Annotated in this window: 15 protein-coding genes; 12 read left to right on the top strand and 3 right to left on the bottom strand. The window is 61.8% G+C overall.

From position 1 onward, the window contains the following. The first annotated feature begins 38 nt into the window (after nt 1–38). The 4 genes from map (at nt 39) to AC1RR7_RS27205 (ending at nt 5,704) form a co-directional block, all read left to right on the top strand. Nucleotides 39–821 carry a type I methionyl aminopeptidase gene (gene map / locus AC1RR7_RS27220; protein WP_096819629.1) on the top strand — a complete coding sequence of 261 codons (783 nt, stop codon included), beginning with the start codon at nt 39–41 and terminating at the stop codon, nt 819–821. A gap of 40 nt (nt 822–861) precedes the next feature. Beyond that, complete coding sequence (locus tag AC1RR7_RS27215; protein WP_096819630.1) at nt 862–3,564, top strand: [protein-PII] uridylyltransferase; 2,703 nt, start codon at nt 862–864, stop codon at nt 3,562–3,564. A 43-nt stretch (nt 3,565–3,607) separates the two neighbouring features. Then, nucleotides 3,608–4,807: a succinyldiaminopimelate transaminase gene (dapC, locus tag AC1RR7_RS27210; RefSeq protein WP_493158789.1), complete on the top strand. Its 1,200-nt coding sequence runs from the start codon at nt 3,608–3,610 to the stop codon at nt 4,805–4,807. Nucleotides 4,808–4,975: 168 nt separating this feature from the next. Further along, a complete protein-coding gene (locus tag AC1RR7_RS27205) occupies nt 4,976–5,704 on the top strand; it encodes a M12 family metallopeptidase (protein WP_493158788.1) in 729 nt (242 codons plus the stop codon). Nucleotides 5,705–5,712: 8 nt separating this feature from the next. On the opposite strand, the gene AC1RR7_RS27200 is transcribed toward AC1RR7_RS27205, so the two are convergent. Beyond that, nucleotides 5,713–7,344 carry a Na+/H+ antiporter gene (locus AC1RR7_RS27200; RefSeq protein ID WP_085729801.1) on the bottom strand — a complete coding sequence of 544 codons (1,632 nt, stop codon included), beginning with the start codon at nt 7,342–7,344 and terminating at the stop codon, nt 5,713–5,715. Nucleotides 7,345–7,527: 183 nt separating this feature from the next. Here AC1RR7_RS27200 and AC1RR7_RS27195 point away from each other — a divergent pair, with 183 nt between their 5' ends. The 4 genes from AC1RR7_RS27195 to AC1RR7_RS27180 all read left to right on the top strand — a co-directional run bounded on the left by AC1RR7_RS27195 (nt 7,528) and on the right by AC1RR7_RS27180 (nt 10,651). Next, complete coding sequence (locus tag AC1RR7_RS27195; RefSeq protein ID WP_003222107.1) at nt 7,528–7,890, top strand: ArsC family reductase; 363 nt, start codon at nt 7,528–7,530, stop codon at nt 7,888–7,890. A 31-nt stretch (nt 7,891–7,921) separates the two neighbouring features. After that, nucleotides 7,922–8,956 (top strand): 2,3,4,5-tetrahydropyridine-2,6-dicarboxylate N-succinyltransferase, encoded by a 1,035-nt coding sequence (gene dapD, locus AC1RR7_RS27190; RefSeq protein WP_007954762.1) that lies wholly within the window; start codon nt 7,922–7,924, stop codon nt 8,954–8,956. An 88-nt stretch (nt 8,957–9,044) separates the two neighbouring features. Continuing rightward, nucleotides 9,045–10,250 carry an aminotransferase class V-fold PLP-dependent enzyme gene (locus AC1RR7_RS27185; protein ID WP_096819635.1) on the top strand — a complete coding sequence of 402 codons (1,206 nt, stop codon included), beginning with the start codon at nt 9,045–9,047 and terminating at the stop codon, nt 10,248–10,250. Continuing rightward, a complete protein-coding gene (locus AC1RR7_RS27180; protein ID WP_096819636.1) occupies nt 10,247–10,651 on the top strand; it encodes a SufE family protein in 405 nt (134 codons plus the stop codon). Before AC1RR7_RS27185 ends, AC1RR7_RS27180 begins: the two co-directional genes overlap by 4 nt. A 25-nt stretch (nt 10,652–10,676) precedes the next feature. Here the strand turns inward: AC1RR7_RS27180 and tcdA are convergent, their stop codons facing one another. Beyond that, nucleotides 10,677–11,495: a tRNA cyclic N6-threonylcarbamoyladenosine(37) synthase TcdA gene (gene tcdA, locus AC1RR7_RS27175; RefSeq protein WP_096819637.1), complete on the bottom strand. Its 819-nt coding sequence runs from the start codon at nt 11,493–11,495 to the stop codon at nt 10,677–10,679. 273 nt (nt 11,496–11,768) lie between these two features. Here tcdA and AC1RR7_RS27170 point away from each other — a divergent pair, with 273 nt between their 5' ends. From AC1RR7_RS27170 to AC1RR7_RS27155, 4 genes are all read left to right on the top strand, one after another. Then, the gene (locus AC1RR7_RS27170; protein ID WP_493158787.1) at nt 11,769–14,360 is read left to right on the top strand and encodes a glycosyltransferase; all 2,592 of its coding nucleotides are present in this window, start codon (nt 11,769–11,771) and stop codon (nt 14,358–14,360) included. A 218-nt stretch (nt 14,361–14,578) separates the two neighbouring features. Then, on the top strand, nt 14,579–15,730 hold the full coding sequence (gene dapE / locus AC1RR7_RS27165; protein ID WP_096819639.1) for a succinyl-diaminopimelate desuccinylase: 1,152 nt from the start codon (nt 14,579–14,581) through the stop codon (nt 15,728–15,730). Continuing rightward, nucleotides 15,730–16,539, top strand: coding sequence for a putative RNA methyltransferase (locus AC1RR7_RS27160; RefSeq protein WP_493158786.1), 810 nt, complete (start codon nt 15,730–15,732; stop codon nt 16,537–16,539). Before dapE ends, AC1RR7_RS27160 begins: the two co-directional genes overlap by 1 nt. 75 nt (nt 16,540–16,614) lie before the next feature. Next, nucleotides 16,615–16,992, top strand: coding sequence for a hypothetical protein (locus AC1RR7_RS27155; RefSeq protein ID WP_085605197.1), 378 nt, complete (start codon nt 16,615–16,617; stop codon nt 16,990–16,992). 57 nt (nt 16,993–17,049) lie between these two features. On the opposite strand, the gene AC1RR7_RS27150 is transcribed toward AC1RR7_RS27155, so the two are convergent. Continuing rightward, on the bottom strand, nt 17,050–17,259 hold the full coding sequence (locus AC1RR7_RS27150) for a cold shock domain-containing protein (RefSeq protein WP_007954750.1): 210 nt from the start codon (nt 17,257–17,259) through the stop codon (nt 17,050–17,052). Between the last annotated feature and the right edge of the window lie 60 nt (nt 17,260–17,319).

Genomic DNA, 17,319 nt, shown 5'->3' with positions numbered 1-17,319 from the left:
CGTATCAACAAGCGCCGCCGAGCGCAGAGAGAGCCTGTATGACCGTCACCCTCAAAACCCCCGAGGACATCGCCGCCATGCGTGTCGCCGGCAAACTGGCCGCCGATGTGCTGGAAATGATTGCCGAACACGTCAAGCCGGGCGTGACCACCGATGAGCTGAACCAGATCTGCCACGACTACATCGTCGACGTGCAGAAGGCCATCCCTGCCCCGCTCAACTACAAGGGCTACCCGAAGTCGATCTGCACCTCGATCAACCACGTGGTCTGCCACGGCATCCCGAACGACAAGCCACTGAAAAACGGCGACACCCTGAACATCGATGTCACCGTAATCAAGGACGGCTACCACGGCGACACCAGCCGCATGTTCCACGTCGGCACCGTGCCGGTCTGGGCCGAGCGCCTGTCCCAGGTCACCCAGGAATGCATGTACAAGGCGATCGAGATCGTCAAACCCGGCTGCCGTCTCGGCGACATCGGCGAGATCATCCAGAAGCACGCTGAAAAGAACGGCTTCTCCGTAGTGCGCGAGTTCTGCGGTCACGGCATCGGCAAGGTGTTCCACGAAGAGCCGCAGATCCTGCACTACGGCCGCGCCGGCACCGGCATGGAACTGAAGGCCGGGATGACCTTCACCATCGAACCGATGATCAACCAGGGCAAGGCCGACACCAAGGTACTGGGCGACGGCTGGACCGCGATCACCAAAGATCGCAAGCTGTCGGCACAGTGGGAACACACTTTGCTTGTCACCGACACCGGCTATGAGATCTTCACCCTGCGCAGCGATGACACGATCCCGCGCGTATCGGCCTGATCCCGACACCGCTCCCAGCCTATAGAAGGAAAGCCAATCGATGCCGCAGGTGGATCCCGAACTCTTCGACCGCGGCCAGTTCCAGGCTGAACTGGCCCTGAAAGCGAGCCCTATCGCCGCCTTCAAGAAGGCGATCCGCCAGGCCCGCGAAGTGCTCGATGCACGTTTTCGCAGCGGCCGCGACATCCGGCGGCTGATCGAGGATCGCGCCTGGTTCGTCGACAACATCCTGCAAAAGGCCTGGGACCAGTTCAACTGGAGCGAAGACGCCGACATCGCGCTGGTCGCGGTCGGCGGCTACGGTCGCGGTGAGTTGCACCCCTATTCCGATATCGACCTGCTGATCCTGCTGGACAGCGCCGATCACGAAATCTTCCGCGATTCCATCGAGCGTTTTCTCACACTGTTGTGGGACATCGGCCTGGAAGTCGGTCAGAGCGTTCGTTCGGTGGACGAGTGCGCCGAAGAGGCCCGCGCCGACCTGACGGTGGTCACCAACCTGATGGAAAGCCGCACCATCTGCGGCCCCGAGCGTCTGCGCCAGCGCATGCTCGATGTCACCAGCACCGCCCACATGTGGCCGGCCAAGGAGTTCTTCCTGGCCAAGCGCGCCGAGCAGAAGGCCCGCCACCACAAGTACAACGACACCGAATACAACCTGGAACCCAACGTCAAAGGCTCGCCCGGCGGACTACGGGATATTCAGACGATTCTGTGGGTTGCCCGTCGCCAGTACGGCACCCTGAACCTGCGCGCCCTGGCAGGCGAAGGCTTCCTGGTCGAGAGCGAAAACGCCCTGCTGGCGTCGTCTCAGGAATTCCTGTGGAAAGTGCGCTATGCCCTGCACATGCTGGCCGGGCGCTCCGAAGACCGCCTGCTGTTCGATCATCAACGCACCATTGCGGGGCTGCTGGGGTTTGAAGGTGACGATGCCAAGCAGGCCGTCGAAAACTTCATGCAGCAGTATTTCCGCGTGGTGATGAGCATCGCCCAGCTCAGCGACCTGATCATCCAGCACTTCGAGGAAGTCATCCTCGCCCCGGAAGACGAAGCGCCACCGCAGCCGATCAACTCGCGCTTCCAGTTGCACGACGGTTACATCGAAGCACGCAACGACAACGTGTTCCGCCGTACACCGTTCGCCATGCTCGAGATTTTCGTGCTGATGGCCCAGCAGCCGGAAATCAAAGGCGTGCGCGCCGACACCATTCGTCTGCTGCGGGAAAACCGTCACCTGATCGACGACAACTTCCGCAACGACATCCGCAATACCAGCCTGTTCATCGAACTGTTCAAGTGCAAGATCGGCATCCACCGCAACCTGCGGCGAATGAACCGCTACGGCATTCTCGGGCGCTACCTGCCGGAGTTCGGCTTCATCGTCGGGCAGATGCAGCACGACCTGTTCCACATTTATACGGTTGACGCGCACACGCTGAATCTGATCAAGCACCTGCGTAAATTGCAGTACACCCAGGTGTCGGAAAAATTCCCGCTGGCCGCCAAGCTCATGGCCAAGTTGCCCAAGCCCGAACTCATCTACATGGCAGGCCTGTATCACGACATCGGCAAGGGCCGGCATGGCGACCACTCGGAGATCGGCGCGGTCGATGCCGAGGCGTTCTGTCAGCGCCACCAACTGCCGGTGTGGGACAGCCGCCTGATCGTCTGGCTGGTGCAAAACCACCTGGTGATGTCGACCACCGCCCAGCGCAAGGACTTGTCCGACCCGCAGGTGATCCACGACTTCGCCCTGGCGGTCGGTGATGAAACCCGACTGGATTACCTGTACGTGCTGACCGTGGCCGACATCAACGCGACCAACCCGACCCTGTGGAACTCCTGGCGCGCCAGCCTGTTGCGCCAGCTTTACACCGAGACCAAGCGCGCCCTACGCCGCGGCCTGGAAAACCCGGTGGATCGCGAAGAACAGATCCGCCAGACCCAGAGCGCAGCGCTGGATATTCTGGTGCGCGGCGGCACCGATCCGGACGATGTCGAGCAGTTGTGGGCGCAACTGGGCGATGACTATTTCCTGCGCCACACCGCTGGCGACGTGGCCTGGCACAGCGATGCGATTCTCCAGCAGCCGGCCGACGGCGGGCCGCTGGTGCTGATCAAGGAAACCACCCAGCGCGAATTCGAGGGTGGCACGCAGATCTTCATTTATGCGCCGGACCAGCACGATTTCTTTGCTGTGACCGTGGCCGCGATGGACCAGCTCAACCTGAACATTCACGACGCCCGGGTCATCACCTCCAGCAGCCAGTTCACCCTCGACACCTACATCGTGCTCGACACCGAAGGCGAATCCATCGGCGACAATCCGACCCGGGTCAAACAGATTCGCGACGGCCTGACCGAAGCCCTGCGCAACCCGGACGATTACCCGACCATCATCCAGCGTCGGGTGCCGCGCCAGCTCAAGCACTTTGCGTTCGCACCACAAGTGACGATCCACAACGACGCCCAGCGTCCGGTGACGGTGCTGGAACTCACCGCACCCGACCGTCCAGGCCTGCTGGCACGGATCGGCGGGATTTTCCTGGAGTTCGATCTGTCGCTGCAGAACGCCAAGATCGCCACCCTGGGCGAGCGGGTGGAAGACGTGTTCTTCATCACCGACGCCCACAATCAGCCGCTGTCCGACCCGCTGCTGTGCAGCCGTTTGCAGGATGCCATCGTCGAGCAGCTCAGCGTCAATCAGGAACCCGATATCAAACTGTCGCGTATCAGCATTTGACTGAGCGCCCGGATTCAACCGCTTTGCACGAGACCCAGCACCGATGAACAACGCTCTGACCCAGTTGCAGCCCTACCCGTTCGAGAAGCTCCGCGCCCTGCTCGGCAGCGTCACGCCGAACCCGGACAAGCGCCCGATCGCGCTGTCCATCGGCGAGCCGAAACACCGTTCGCCAAGCTTTGTCGCCGAGGCGCTGGCCAACAACCTGGACCAGATGGCGGTGTATCCGACCACCCTCGGCATTCCGGCCCTGCGCGAAGCCATTGCCGCCTGGTGCGAGCGTCGCTTCAACGTGCCGAGCGGCTGGATCGATCCGGCGCGCAATGTGCTGCCGGTCAACGGCACCCGTGAAGCGCTGTTCGCCTTCACCCAGACCGTGGTCAACCGTGGTGACGACGCGCTGGTGGTCAGCCCGAACCCGTTCTATCAGATCTACGAAGGTGCGGCGTTTCTCGCCGGCGCCAAGCCGCACTACCTGCCATGCCTGGATGAAAACGGCTTCAACCCGGACTTCGACGCGGTGTCGCCGGAGATCTGGAAACGCTGCCAGATCCTGTTCCTGTGCTCGCCAGGCAACCCGACCGGCGCGCTGATTCCGGTCGACGTCCTGAAAAAACTGATCGCCCTGGCCGACGAATTCGACTTCGTGATCGCCGCCGACGAGTGCTACAGCGAGCTGTACTTCGACGAACAGACCCCACCGCCGGGCCTGCTCAGCGCTTGCGCCGAACTGGGTCGCAAGGACTTCAAGCGTTGCGTGGTGTTCCACAGTCTGTCCAAGCGTTCGAATCTACCGGGCCTGCGCTCCGGTTTCGTTGCCGGCGACGCCGATATCCTCAAGGGCTTCCTGCTGTATCGCACTTACCACGGCTGCGCGATGCCGGTTCAGACGCAACTGGCCAGCGTTGCCGCGTGGAACGATGAAGTGCATGTACGCGCCAACCGTGCGCTGTATCGCGAGAAGTTCGACGCCGTGCTGGCGATCCTGAGCCCAGTGATGGATGTGCAGCGTCCGGACGGCAGCTTCTACCTGTGGCCGAACGTGCAAGGCGATGACGCAGCGTTCTGCCGGGACCTGTTTGCCGAAGAACACGTGACCGTGGTGCCGGGTTCGTACCTGTCCCGGGATGTCGACGGGGTCAACCCCGGTGCCGGTCGTGTACGCATGGCGCTGGTTGCGCCGCTGGCGGAATGCGTGGAAGCGGCCGAACGCATCCGCGATTTCGTCCTGCGCCACAAGTAATGCCTGAACGCCCGCGCCGGGCAATCCGGCACGGGCGCCTCATACAACAAGTTACAGATCCTCCAACTATTTACCCCACTTGCCGTCCGGCCAGACGTTAGTCTTGAGCCGCGCATATCTCTGCGCCTAAAACGAACTCAAGACTTTAACTTCAAGGAAGAAGTGAACATGAACAACCTGCTGGATTGCCAACTTATTCAATGGCCCGATGATCAAGCTGCGTACACGGCGGCCATCAATGAAAACCCCACCAATGCAGGCGCAAATACTGGCACCCGACGCAAACGTTCCGTCATTGACTATTCAAAGCTATGGGCCAACGGCCGAACCTTGAAAGTGGCTTTCATGGATTCACCCGATACCGATCACAAGAACAGGATTATCGCTGCGGCCAGGCAATGGCTGCCGTACATCAACCTGAAGTTTGAATTTGTCGACGATTTGAAAGGCGACATACGTATTGCAACAAAGAACAATGACAACAGCTCGATGCTGGGCACCGATGCGCTGTTGATCCACCCCGACCATCCCACCATGAACCTGGGGGTCAAACCGGAACATGAAGACTTTGAGGTGATCGTGATCCACGAATTCGGCCACGCACTGGGTGCAATGCACGAACATCAACACCCCAAGGCCAATATTCCGTGGGATAAGCCGAAGGTGTACGAGTTCTACAAGAACCGTGAAATGAACCCGCTGACCGAGGAACAGGTCGACAGGAACCTGTTCGCATCCTTCGACACACTGGACGCGATCTATACCTCCTACGACCGAAAATCGATCATGCATCACCCGGTGGCAAACACATTGACAGTGGGTAACTGGGAGGTGCCGATCAACCGCAAGATCAGCAAGAAAGACAAACGTCTGATGAGATTGCTCTATCCCAAGTAACGCTTTTCCTATTTGACCTGCCCCAGATTCGCCTCACTCAAATCCAGCTCGCCCAACACTTCACGCAGCACGTCATCGCCAATCTGGTGCTGACGGCTGAGGCTGTACAACTCAAGGCGTTGCGCGCGCAGCGCCTTGAGACGCAAGCGGCGCTCAAGCAGATCCATCTGGAATGCCAGCGCCTGGGCTTCAGCCGAATCGTTGAACACCTCCAGTTGATGGCGATACTCGGACATGATCCGCGCCTTGAGCTCCGCCGACAGTGCCGCTTGCGCAGCATCCTGTGGGTTGACCTCCTCGACTTCCAGCGCGTGGATCGCCGCTTCGGCGGTCTTGCGCCAGGCGTCACGGACTTCCTGGCGGCGTTTGTCGTCGGGGCTTTTCTGGATTCCGCGCAGCAGCAACGGCAAGGCGATGCAGGCTGCAACCAGCGACATCAGAATCACCCCGGCGGCGATGAAGATCAGCAAATCACGCTCGGGAAACGCCTCGCTGCCCATCAGCATCGGCACCGACATCACGCCCGCCAGGGTCACCGCACCGCGCACACCGCCGACGGTCAGCAGCCAGCAGGACCGGGCCGTCGGCACTTGTGTCAATTCACCCTTGCCGCGCAAGCGACGCAGCAACACCGACAGGCGCCAGATGCTCTGCACCCAGATAAAGCGCAACAGCACCAGCGCCAGGAAAATCGCCACCACGTCGAGGCAGCGGTAGAACAGCGTCGGCCACAATGACGTTTCGTGGCTGACCACAGCCTTGATGATGTCCGGCAATTGCAGGCCGAGCAGCAGGAAAATCAAACCGTTGAAGGCGAATTCAAGCAACGACCAGACGCTGCGGTTGAGCAAACGGGTGCTGGTCTGGCGCGGCAGCAGGTCGAGCCAGCTCTGCATCATCCCCGCCGCCACCGCCGAAAGAATGCCCGAGGCGCCGAGTCGCTCGGCCAACACGTAAGCGGCAAACGGCAGCAGCAACATGAACACCACATGGGTCGCCGGATCGTCCCAGCCCCGAGCGATCATCCATGCCCGCAGCCGCCCCACCAACCAACTCAATGCCACACCGACTGCGAGCCCGCCGACCGCCACCAGCACGAACGTCAGACTGGCGTTGGCCAAGGAAAACGCACCGGTGACCGCCGCCACCAGGGCGAACTTGAACGTCACCAGGCCCGAGGCATCGTTCATCAGCGCTTCGCCTTGCAGCATGTGCATCAGCGGCGTCGGCAAGCGGTTCTGCGAAATCGCCGACACCGCCACGGCGTCGGTCGGCGACAACACCGCCGCCAGCGCGAACGCCACCGGCAATGGAATCGTCGGCAGCAGCCAGTGAATGAAGTAGCCGGCACCTACCACGGTAAACAGCACCAACCCGACCGCCAGCGTCAGCACCGGCCCGCGCAGACGCCACAATTCGCGCTTGGGCATGCGCCAGCCATCGGAAAACAGCAGCGGCGGCAGGAACAGAAACAGGAACAGCTCGGGATCCAGAGCCACGTGCAGGCCGAGAGTCGGCCAGGCCAGCAAAGCCCCGGCGGCGATCTGTACCAGCGGCAGCGGCAACGGGATGACCCGTCCGACCAGACGCGAAACACTGACCAGCATCAGCAGGATCAGGACCGTATAAGCGGTTTGCATAAAGCGGAAATCTCAGACAATCGACAGCGTTGAACTGCCATATTAGCCGCTTAGGCTGTGGCTGACCGTTGCACCTATGTCGCAGCCCCCGTCCGGGAAATCAACCTCGGCCGCCGCGAAACGGTTTGGTCATGGCATAATCCGACACCATTTTTCTCCAGCACCTGTAAAGGGGGCGATTCCTTGACCGTTTCAAGCAAAACGTTGCACCTTTTCGGCATCAAAGCCTGCGACACCATGAAAAAGGCGCGCACCTGGCTCGATGAACACGCTGTCAGCTACGACTTCCACGACTACAAAACTGCCGGCATCGACCGTGAACACCTGACCCAATGGTGTGACGAACACGGCTGGCAAACGGTGTTGAACCGCGCAGGCACGACCTTTCGCAAACTCGACGACGAACGCAAAGCCGATCTCGACCAGTCGAAAGCCATCGAACTGATGCTCGCTCAACCCTCGATGATCAAGCGCCCGGTGCTCGATCTCGGTGACCGAACCCTGATTGGCTTCAAGCCAGATATCTACGCGGCCGCCCTCAAGTAAGCAGCCCGTCACTTTTTGCAGAGGTATTCACATGTCCAATTCCCTGTTCAGTATTGCCTTCGGCGTCGGCACCCAGAACCGTCAAGGCGCATGGCTGGAAGTGTTCTACGCTCAGCCGCTGCTCAATCCTTCGGCCGAGCTGGTCGCCGCTGTTGCACCGATCCTCGGTTACACCGAAGGCAACCAGGCCATCACCTTCACCACCGCACAAGCCGCCCAACTGGCTGAAGCCGTGAAAGGCATCGACGCGGTACAAGGCAAGCTGCTGACCCGCCTGGCCGAAAGCCACAAGCCGCTGGTCGCCACCCTGCTGGCCGAAGACGCGCAACTGACTTCCACGCCTGAGGCTTACCTCAAGCTGCACCTGCTGTCCCATCGTCTGGTCAAGCCGCACGGCGTGAGCCTGGCCGGGATCTTCCCGCTGCTGCCAAACGTTGCCTGGACCAGCCAGGGCGCGATCGACCTGAGCGAACTGGCCGAGCTGCAACTCGAAGCCCGTCTGCGCGGCGAGCTGCTGGAAGTGTTCTCGGTGGACAAGTTCCCGAAAATGACCGACTACGTGGTTCCGGCCGGCGTGCGTATCGCTGACGCCGCACGTCTGCGTCTGGGCGCCTACGTGGGCGAAGGCACCACCGTGATGCACGAAGGTTTCATCAACTTCAACGCCGGTACCGAAGGCCCGGGCATGATCGAAGGCCGCGTCTCCGCTGGCGTGTTCGTCGGCAAGGGTTCGGACCTGGGCGGCGGCTGCTCGACCATGGGCACCCTGTCGGGCGGCGGTAACATCGTGATCAAGGTCGGCGAAGGCTGCCTGATCGGCGCCAACGCCGGTATCGGTATCCCGTTGGGCGACCGCAACACCGTCGAGTCGGGCCTGTACGTGACCGCCGGCACCAAGGTGGCGCTGCTGGACGAGCACAACAACCTGGTCAAAGTGGTCAAGGCCCGTGAACTGGCCGGTCAGACCGACCTGCTGTTCCGTCGCAATTCGGAAACCGGTGCCGTGGAATGCAAGACCCACAAATCGGCGATCGAACTGAACGAAGCGCTGCACGCTCACAACTAAGCGCCGCGTAATCCTTCTGTGGGAGCGGGCTTGCTCGCTTCCACAGGGTTTGGCGTACACCCGCCCAAGTTCACCAGGGCTCGAAAGCATGATGATTCCCTCCCCCTGGCGCGCCGATTTCCCGGCCATCGCCGCCCTGCAACGGCAAGACCAGACCTATCTGGACAACGCCGCCACCACGCAAAAACCCCAGGCCCTGCTTGACGCGCTGGCGCATTACTACGCCAACGGCGCGGCCAACGTGCATCGTGCCCAGCATCTGCCCGGCGCCCATGCCACGCAGGCGTTCGAGGACAGTCGCCTGAAGGTTGCCCAGTGGCTGAATGCCGGTGACAGCGGGCAGATCATCTTCACCCACGGCGCCACCAGCGCGCTGAATCTCCTGGCTTACGGCCTGGAACATCTTTTCCATCCGGGCGATGAAATTGTCATCAGCGCCCTGGAGCATCACGCCAACCTGCTGCCTTGGCAGCAACTGGCACAACGTCGCGACCTCAAACTGGTGATCCTGCCGCTGGACGATGACGGGGTGATCGACCTCACCGCCGCCGTGCACCTGATCGGCCCGCGTACCCGGTTGCTGGCGGTCAGCCAGTTGTCCAACGTGCTCGGAGCCTGGCAACCCTTGCCTGCATTGCTGGCGATGGCCAAGGCGCAGAACGCGCTGACCGTGGTCGATGGCGCTCAAGGCGTGGTTCACGGCCGGCATGACGTGCAGGCCCTGGGTTGCGACTTTTACGTATTTTCCAGCCACAAGCTGTACGGTCCCGATGGCCTTGGCGTGCTGTTCGGGCGCAACGAAGCGCTCGAGCAACTGCGCCCGTGGCAGTTCGGTGGCGAGATGGTGCTGGAAGCCAATTACCACGACGCGCGCTTCCGCCCTGCCCCGCTGGGCTTCGAGGCGGGCACACCGCCGATTGCCAGCGTGATCGGCCTTGGCGCGACCCTCGACTACCTCGCCGGTCTGGATCTGGACGCCGTATCCGCCCACGAAGCCGCGCTGCACGATTACCTGTTGCGTGGCCTCGCTGCCCGCAATGGCATCCGTCTGCTGGGCAAGCCACAACTGGCGCTGGCCAGTTTTGTCGTCGAAGGCGTGCATAACGCCGATCTGGCGCATTTGCTGACTGAACAGGGCATTGCCGTACGTGCCGGGCACCACTGTGCGATGCCGCTGCTCAAACGCTTTGAGCTGGCCGGCGCGATTCGTGTGTCGCTGGCGCTGTACAACGATTCCGAGGATCTGGAGCGGTTCTTTGAAGCGCTGGATCAGGCACTGGAGTTGTTGCGATGAGCCTGCCGGTCGAGGCCACCGAAGCCCTGCAAACATTTCAGAACGCCGCCGGTTGGGAACAACGTGCGCGGCTGCTGATGCAGTTTGGGGATCGTCTGCCGCCGTTGAGCGATGCGGACAAGTGTGATGCCAACCGGGTGCATGGCTGCGAAAGCCAGGTGTGGCTGGTCGGCGAGTTACGCGACGGTCACTGGCAGTTCGCGGCGAGCAGCGATGCGCGGATGATTCGCGGGTTGGTGGCGTTGTTGCTGCTGCGGGTCAACGGTCTGACCGCCGGCGAGTTGCAGCAGGTCGATCTGCCGGACTGGTTCAATCAGCTGGGGCTGTCGCGGCAGTTGTCGCCGTCGCGCAGCAATGGCCTGAATGCCGTGTTGCAGCGAATGAACGAGCTGGCCCGCTAAAAGGGCTGCTACGCAGCCCTCTGCTTCAGGCCTGAGGCTTGACCCGATCCGCCGGGCGCCGGACGCCCGCCACAATCTTGTCCACCGCCTTGGTCGCCGCGACCATGCCGAACGTCGCCGTCACCATCATCACCGCGCCAAACCCACCGGCGCAGTCCAGCTTCACGCCGTCGCCGACAAAACTCTTTTGCAGGCAGATGCTGCCGTCCGGTTTCGGATAACGCAGCTGTTCGGTGGAGAACACGCACGGCACGCTGTAGTGACGGGTCACGGTGCGCGAGAAGCCGTAATCGCGGCGCAATGTCGAGCGCACTTTCGAGGCCAGTGGATCGTTGAAGGTGCGGTTGAGGTCGCAGACCTGAATCAACGTCGGATCGATCTGCCCGCCGGCACCGCCGGTGGTGATGATCTGGATCTTGCGGCGCTTGCACCAGGCAATCAGCGCCGCCTTGGCGTTGACCGCATCGATGCAGTCGATCACGCAGTCGATGTTCGGCGTGATGTATTCGGCCATGGTGTCGCGGGTGACGAAGTCCGCCACGGCGTGCACCTTGCAGTCCGGGTTGATCCCGCGCAGACGCTCGGCCATCACCTCGACCTTGGGTTTGCCGACCGTGCTGTCCAGCGCGTGCAGCTGCCGGTTGGCGTTGCTCACGCAGACATCGTCGAGGTCGAACAGCGAAATCTCGCCCACCCCGCAACGGGCCATGGCTTCCGCCGCCCAGGAACCGACGCCGCCAACGCCGACAATCGCCACGTGGGCGGCGCGCAAACGCGCCATCCCCTCAACGCCATACAAACGGGCGATGCCTGCAAACCGCGGATCTTCTGTACTCATGACCATTACCCCAAAAACCGGCGCGCATTATAGGGCCGTCGGCGGCCAAGAGCATCTTTGCGCTATGAACGGTGAACCTGCCTGCTTTAATTAAAGCTGCACGTAACAAAGATTTGCCTTACATGCTGAAACGAAAGAACTTAAGTCGGGTTGGATTGCCCAACGTCCGGCATTTCCCTGTCTGTTGTAGGACTCGGCGAACTGCCGGTGTAGGATGCGCGCCCTCAGGCGTCAACCAGCCGACCCTTCGTTCCACAGACCTTGGAACCCGACACAGCTATGTCATCGCGTAAATTTGGACTCAACCTGGTGGTGGTTCTGGCAATCGCCGCCCTGTTCACCGGTTTCTGGGCGCTGATCAACCGCCCCGTCTCCGCGCCGAACTGGCCGGAGCAGATCTCCGGCTTCTCCTATTCACCGTTCCAGCAAGGACAGTTCCCGCAGAAGGATCAGTATCCGACTGACGACGAAATGCGCCGCGACCTGGAGATCATGAGCAAGCTGACGGACAACATCCGCATCTACTCGGTCGACGGTTCCCTGCAGGACATCCCGAAACTGGCTGAAGAGTTCGGCCTGCGCGTGACCCTGGGGATCTGGATCAGCCCGGACCAGGAACGCAACGAGCGCGAAATCACCCGCGCCATCGAACTGGCCAATACCTCGCGCAGCGTGGTTCGCGTGGTGGTCGGCAACGAAGCGATCTTCCGCAAGGAAATCACCGCCGAACAACTGAGCGTGCTGCTCGACCGCGTACGTGCAGCAGTGAAAGTGCCGGTGACCACCTCCGAACAGTGGCACGTCTGGGAAGAGCACCCGGAGCTGGCCAGGCACGTCGACCTGATCGCCGCGCACGTTCTGCCCTACTGGGAATTCATTCCGGTGGACAAGGCCGGGCAGTTCGTTTTCGATCGCGCCCGCGACCTGAAAAAGATGTTCCCGAAAAAACCGCTGCTGCTGTCCGAAGTGGGCTGGCCGAGCAACGGCCGCATGCGCGGTGGCGCCGATGCGTCGCCGGCAGATCAGGCGATCTACCTGCGCACGCTGGTCAACAAACTCAACCGCCAGGGCTTCAACTACTTCGTGATCGAAGCGTTTGACCAGCCGTGGAAGGCCAGCGACGAAGGTTCGGTCGGCGCTTACTGGGGCGTGTTCAACGCCGCGCGCCAGCAGAAATTCAACTTCGAAGGCCCGGTCGTGGCGATCCCGCAATGGCGCGTGCTGGCCATCGGTTCGGTGGTGCTGGCGCTGTTGTCGCTGACCCTGCTGATGATCGACGGCTCGGCCCTGCGCCAGCGCGGCCGTACGTTCCTGACCTTTATCGCGTTCCTGTGCGGTTCGGTGCTGGTGTGGATCGGCTACGACTACAGCCAGCAATACAGCACGTGGTTCAGCCTGACGGTGGGTTTCCTGCTGGCGCTTGGTGCGCTCGGGGTGTTCATCGTGCTGCTGACCGAAGCCCACGAACTGGCCGAGGCCGTGTGGATTCACAAGCGTCGCCGTGAATTCCTGCCGGTGGTCGGCGATTCCGACTACCGCCCGAAAGTCTCGATCCACGTGCCTTGCTACAACGAGCCGCCGGAGATGGTCAAACAGACCCTCGACGCCCTGGCCAACCTCGATTACCCGGACTTCGAAGTCCTGATCATCGACAACAACACCAAGGATCCGGTGGTCTGGGAACCGGTGCGCGACTACTGCGAAACCCTCGGCCCGCGCTTCAAGTTCTTCCACGTCTCGCCCCTGGCCGGTTTCAAGGGTGGTGCGCTGAACTACCTGATTCCGCACACCGCCAAGGACGCCGAAGTGATCGCGGTGATCGACTCCGACTACTGCGTGCACCCGAACTGGCTCAAGCACATGGTGCCGCACTTCGCCGACCCGAAAATCGCCGTGGTACAGTCGCCGCAGGACTATCGCGACCAGAACGAAACCACCTTCAAGAAACTCTGCTACGCCGAATACAAAGGCTTCTTCCACATCGGCATGGTGACCCGCAACGACCGCGACGCGATCATCCAGCACGGCACCATGACCATGACCCGTCGCTCGGTGCTCGAAGAACTGGGCTGGGCCGACTGGTGTATCTGTGAAGACGCAGAGCTCGGTCTGCGGGTATTCGAGAAAGGCCTGTCGGCGGCGTATTACCACGACAGTTACGGCAAGGGTCTGATGCCGGACACCTTCATCGACTTCAAGAAGCAGCGTTTCCGCTGGGCCTACGGTGCAATCCAGATCATCAAGCGTCACACCGGCAGCCTGCTGCGCGGCAAGGACACCGAGCTGACCCGTGGCCAGCGTTACCACTTCCTCGCGGGTTGGCTGCCGTGGGTGGCGGACGGCATGAACATCTTCTTCACTGTCGGCGCGCTGTTGTGGTCGGCGGCAATGATCATCGTGCCGCAACGGGTCGATCCGCCGCTGCTGATTTTCGCAATCCCGCCACTGGCGCTGTTTGTGTTCAAGGTCGGCAAGATCATCTTCCTCTACCGTCGCGCCGTGGGCGTGAACCTGAAGGATGCGTTCTGCGCGGCACTGGCCGGTCTGGCGTTGTCGCACACCATCGCTAAAGCGGTGCTGTACGGCTTCTTCACCAGCAGCATTCCGTTCTTCCGTACGCCGAAAAACGCTGACAACCACGGCTTCTGGGTGGCGATTTCCGAGGCCCGGGAAGAGCTGTTCATCATGCTGCTGTTGTGGGGCGCGGCGCTGGGGATCTTCCTGGTGCAGGGCCTGCCGAGCAACGACATGCGCTTCTGGGTGACCATGCTGCTGGTGCAGTCGCTGCCGTACGTGGCGGCGCTGATCATGGCGTTCCTGTCGTCGCTGCCGAAACCGGCGCCGACGCCTGAACCGGCACCGGCCGTCTAAATCCTCTGCGATGCACTAAACGGCGGCCAATGGTCGCCGTTTTGCTTTAAGATAACCGCCATTTTGCGGGGCTTGGCGTGATATCCAACCCTGTGGGAGCGAGCTGACTCGCGATGGCAATGTAACAATCAGCCTTTATGTTGACTGACACACCGCCATCGCCAGCAGGCTGGCTCCCCCATTGGCCCTTGCCCAATTTCAAGCATCCGGAGTTTTCCATGACGGCCCACGCCGACCTTTCGCCGACCCTCCAACTCGCCATCGACCTGATTCGCCGTCCGTCCGTGACGCCGGTCGACGCCGATTGCCAGAAGCAGATGATGCAGCGCCTGGGCGATGCCGGTTTCACCCTGGAGCCGATGCGCATTGAAGATGTGGATAACTTCTGGGCGATCCACGGCAAACACGACGGCCCGGTGCTGTGCTTCGCTGGTCACACCGACGTGGTGCCGACCGGTCCGGTGACGGCGTGGCAGATCGACCCGTTCAACGCAGTGATCGACGAGCACGGCATGCTCTGCGGCCGTGGCGCGGCGGACATGAAAGGCAGCCTGGCATCCATGACTGTAGCCGCCGAGCGCTTCGTCGCCGACTACCCGGATCACAAGGGCAAGGTTGCGTTCCTGATCACCAGCGACGAAGAAGGCCCGGCGCATCACGGCACCAAGGCTGTGGTCGAGCGTCTGGCCGCACGTAACGAGCGTCTGGACTGGTGCATCGTCGGCGAGCCATCGAGCACTACCCTGGTGGGCGACGTGGTGAAGAACGGTCGTCGCGGCTCCCTCGGCGCCAAACTGACCGTGCGCGGCGTGCAGGGGCACGTGGCCTATCCGCACCTGGCGAAGAACCCGATCCACCTCGCTGCCCCGGCTCTGGCCGAGCTGGCCGCCGAGCATTGGGATCACGGCAACGACTTCTTCCCGCCGACCAGTTTCCAGATTTCCAACGTCAACTCCGGCACCGGCGCGACCAACGTGATTCCGGGCGATCTGGTGGCGTTGTTCAACTTCCGCTTCTCCACCGAATCGACGGTCGAAGGCCTGCAGAAACGCGTCGCCGACATCCTCGACAAGCACGGCCTGGACTGGCACATCGACTGGGCGCTGTCCGGTCTGCCGTTCCTCACCGAACCGGGCGCGCTGCTCGACGCGGTGTCGTCGAGCATCAAGCAGATCACCGGTCGCGAGACCAAGGCGTCCACCAGCGGCGGCACCTCCGATGGCCGTTTCATCGCGACCATGGGCACGCAGGTGGTTGAACTGGGCCCGGTCAACGCGACCATCCACCAGGTCAACGAGCGCGTACTGGCGGCCGATCTCGACGTGCTGACCGAGATCTACTACCAGACCCTGATCAAGTTGCTCGCCTGATGCTCGCGTGCCCGATCTGCAGTGAACCGCTGAACGCGGTGGACAATGGCGTGGTCTGCCCCGTCGGCCACCGCTTCGACCGTGCGCGCCAGGGTTACCTGAACCTGCTGCCGGTGCAGCACAAGAACAGCCGCGACCCTGGCGACAATCAGGCCATGGTCGAGGCCCGCCGCGACTTCCTGAACGCCGGCCACTATGCGCCGGTAGCCAAGCGTCTGGCGGAACTGGCGACGAGTTATGCGCCGGCCCGCTGGGTCGATATCGGTTGTGGCGAGGGTTATTACACCGCGCAGATCGCCGAGGCCTTGCCGGATGCTGACGGTTACGCGCTGGATATTTCGAAGGAAGCGGTCAAACGCGCCTGCAAACGCAATCCGGCGCTGACCTGGTTGATCGCCAGCATGGCCCGGGTGCCTTTGGCCTCCGGCAGTTGCCAGTTTCTGGCCAGCGTCTTCAGTCCACTGGATTGGGAAGAAGCCAAGCGTCTGCTCAGCGTCGGCGGCGGCCTGATGAAAGTCGGCCCGACCAGCGGCCATCTGATGGAACTGCGCGAGCGCCTGTACGACGAAGTGCGCGAGTACACCGACGACAAGCACCTGGCCCTGGTGCCGGAAGGCATGGCGCTGGCGCACAGTGAAACCCTCGAATTCAAACTGACGCTGGACAAGCCAGAGGATCGCGCCAACCTGCTGGCGATGACGCCCCACGGCTGGCGCGCCAGTGCCGAACGCCGCGCGGCGGTGATTGAGCAGCCCGAGCCGTTCGTGACCACCGTGTCGATGCGCTACGATTATTTCGTTCTTCAATAACTTTTGGTCCCGGGCAACGACCCGGGGCCGGCTAAATCCGCGAATGGATTTTTCAGACCCGCAGTGAGGATATCCATGCGCCAACCGGACATCGAGATTTACCTGAAAGACGCCGACGTCGACCACAAGGCCATTTCCGCCTGGCTGGGCGCCGCCCTTGGCCCGTGCAGCGACTGGGTACAGAAAGGTCAGACCTACAAGTGCAAGGCCGGCAACATCCCGGTGACCTGGCTGCCAAAAGCCGTGGGCAAGTGGAACAGCCTGTACCTGGAAAGCGATGCGACCCCATGGGACGACGACATCGCCTGCGCCCGCGCAGCCTTTGCCGCGCTGAACGTCGAAGTGCGCTGCGCGCCGGGGACGTGGGTCGAGGAAGAAGGTGAGGAAACGGCGGATCGCTGGATTCGCATCAGCGAAGACGGTGAAGAAGAGATCACCTGGAAAACTGCCTGACGCTGAACACTCCCACGCTCTGCGACCCACGGCGGACGCAGAGCGTGGGAACGATCATTACAGGCCTACAACATCCTCGGCCTGCAAGCCCTTCTGCCCTTCCACCACCGCGTATTCAACCTGCTGACCCTCGGTCAGCGAACGGTGGCCTTCACCGCGGATCGCACGGTAGTGCACGAACACGTCCACCCCGTCTTCGCGCTGAATGAAGCCGTAGCCCTTGGCGTCGTTGAACCACTTCACGTTGCCGGTTTCACGTGTTGCCATCTGTTCATACTCCTTTTTTATTATTGAACAGGCTTTTCGCAGGAAAGCCTTTGCGGAACG

The sequence above is a fragment of the Pseudomonas sp. GW821-FHT11G12 genome (genome assembly GCF_058808055.1).
This window is presented reverse-complemented; position numbering and strand designations above follow the sequence as displayed.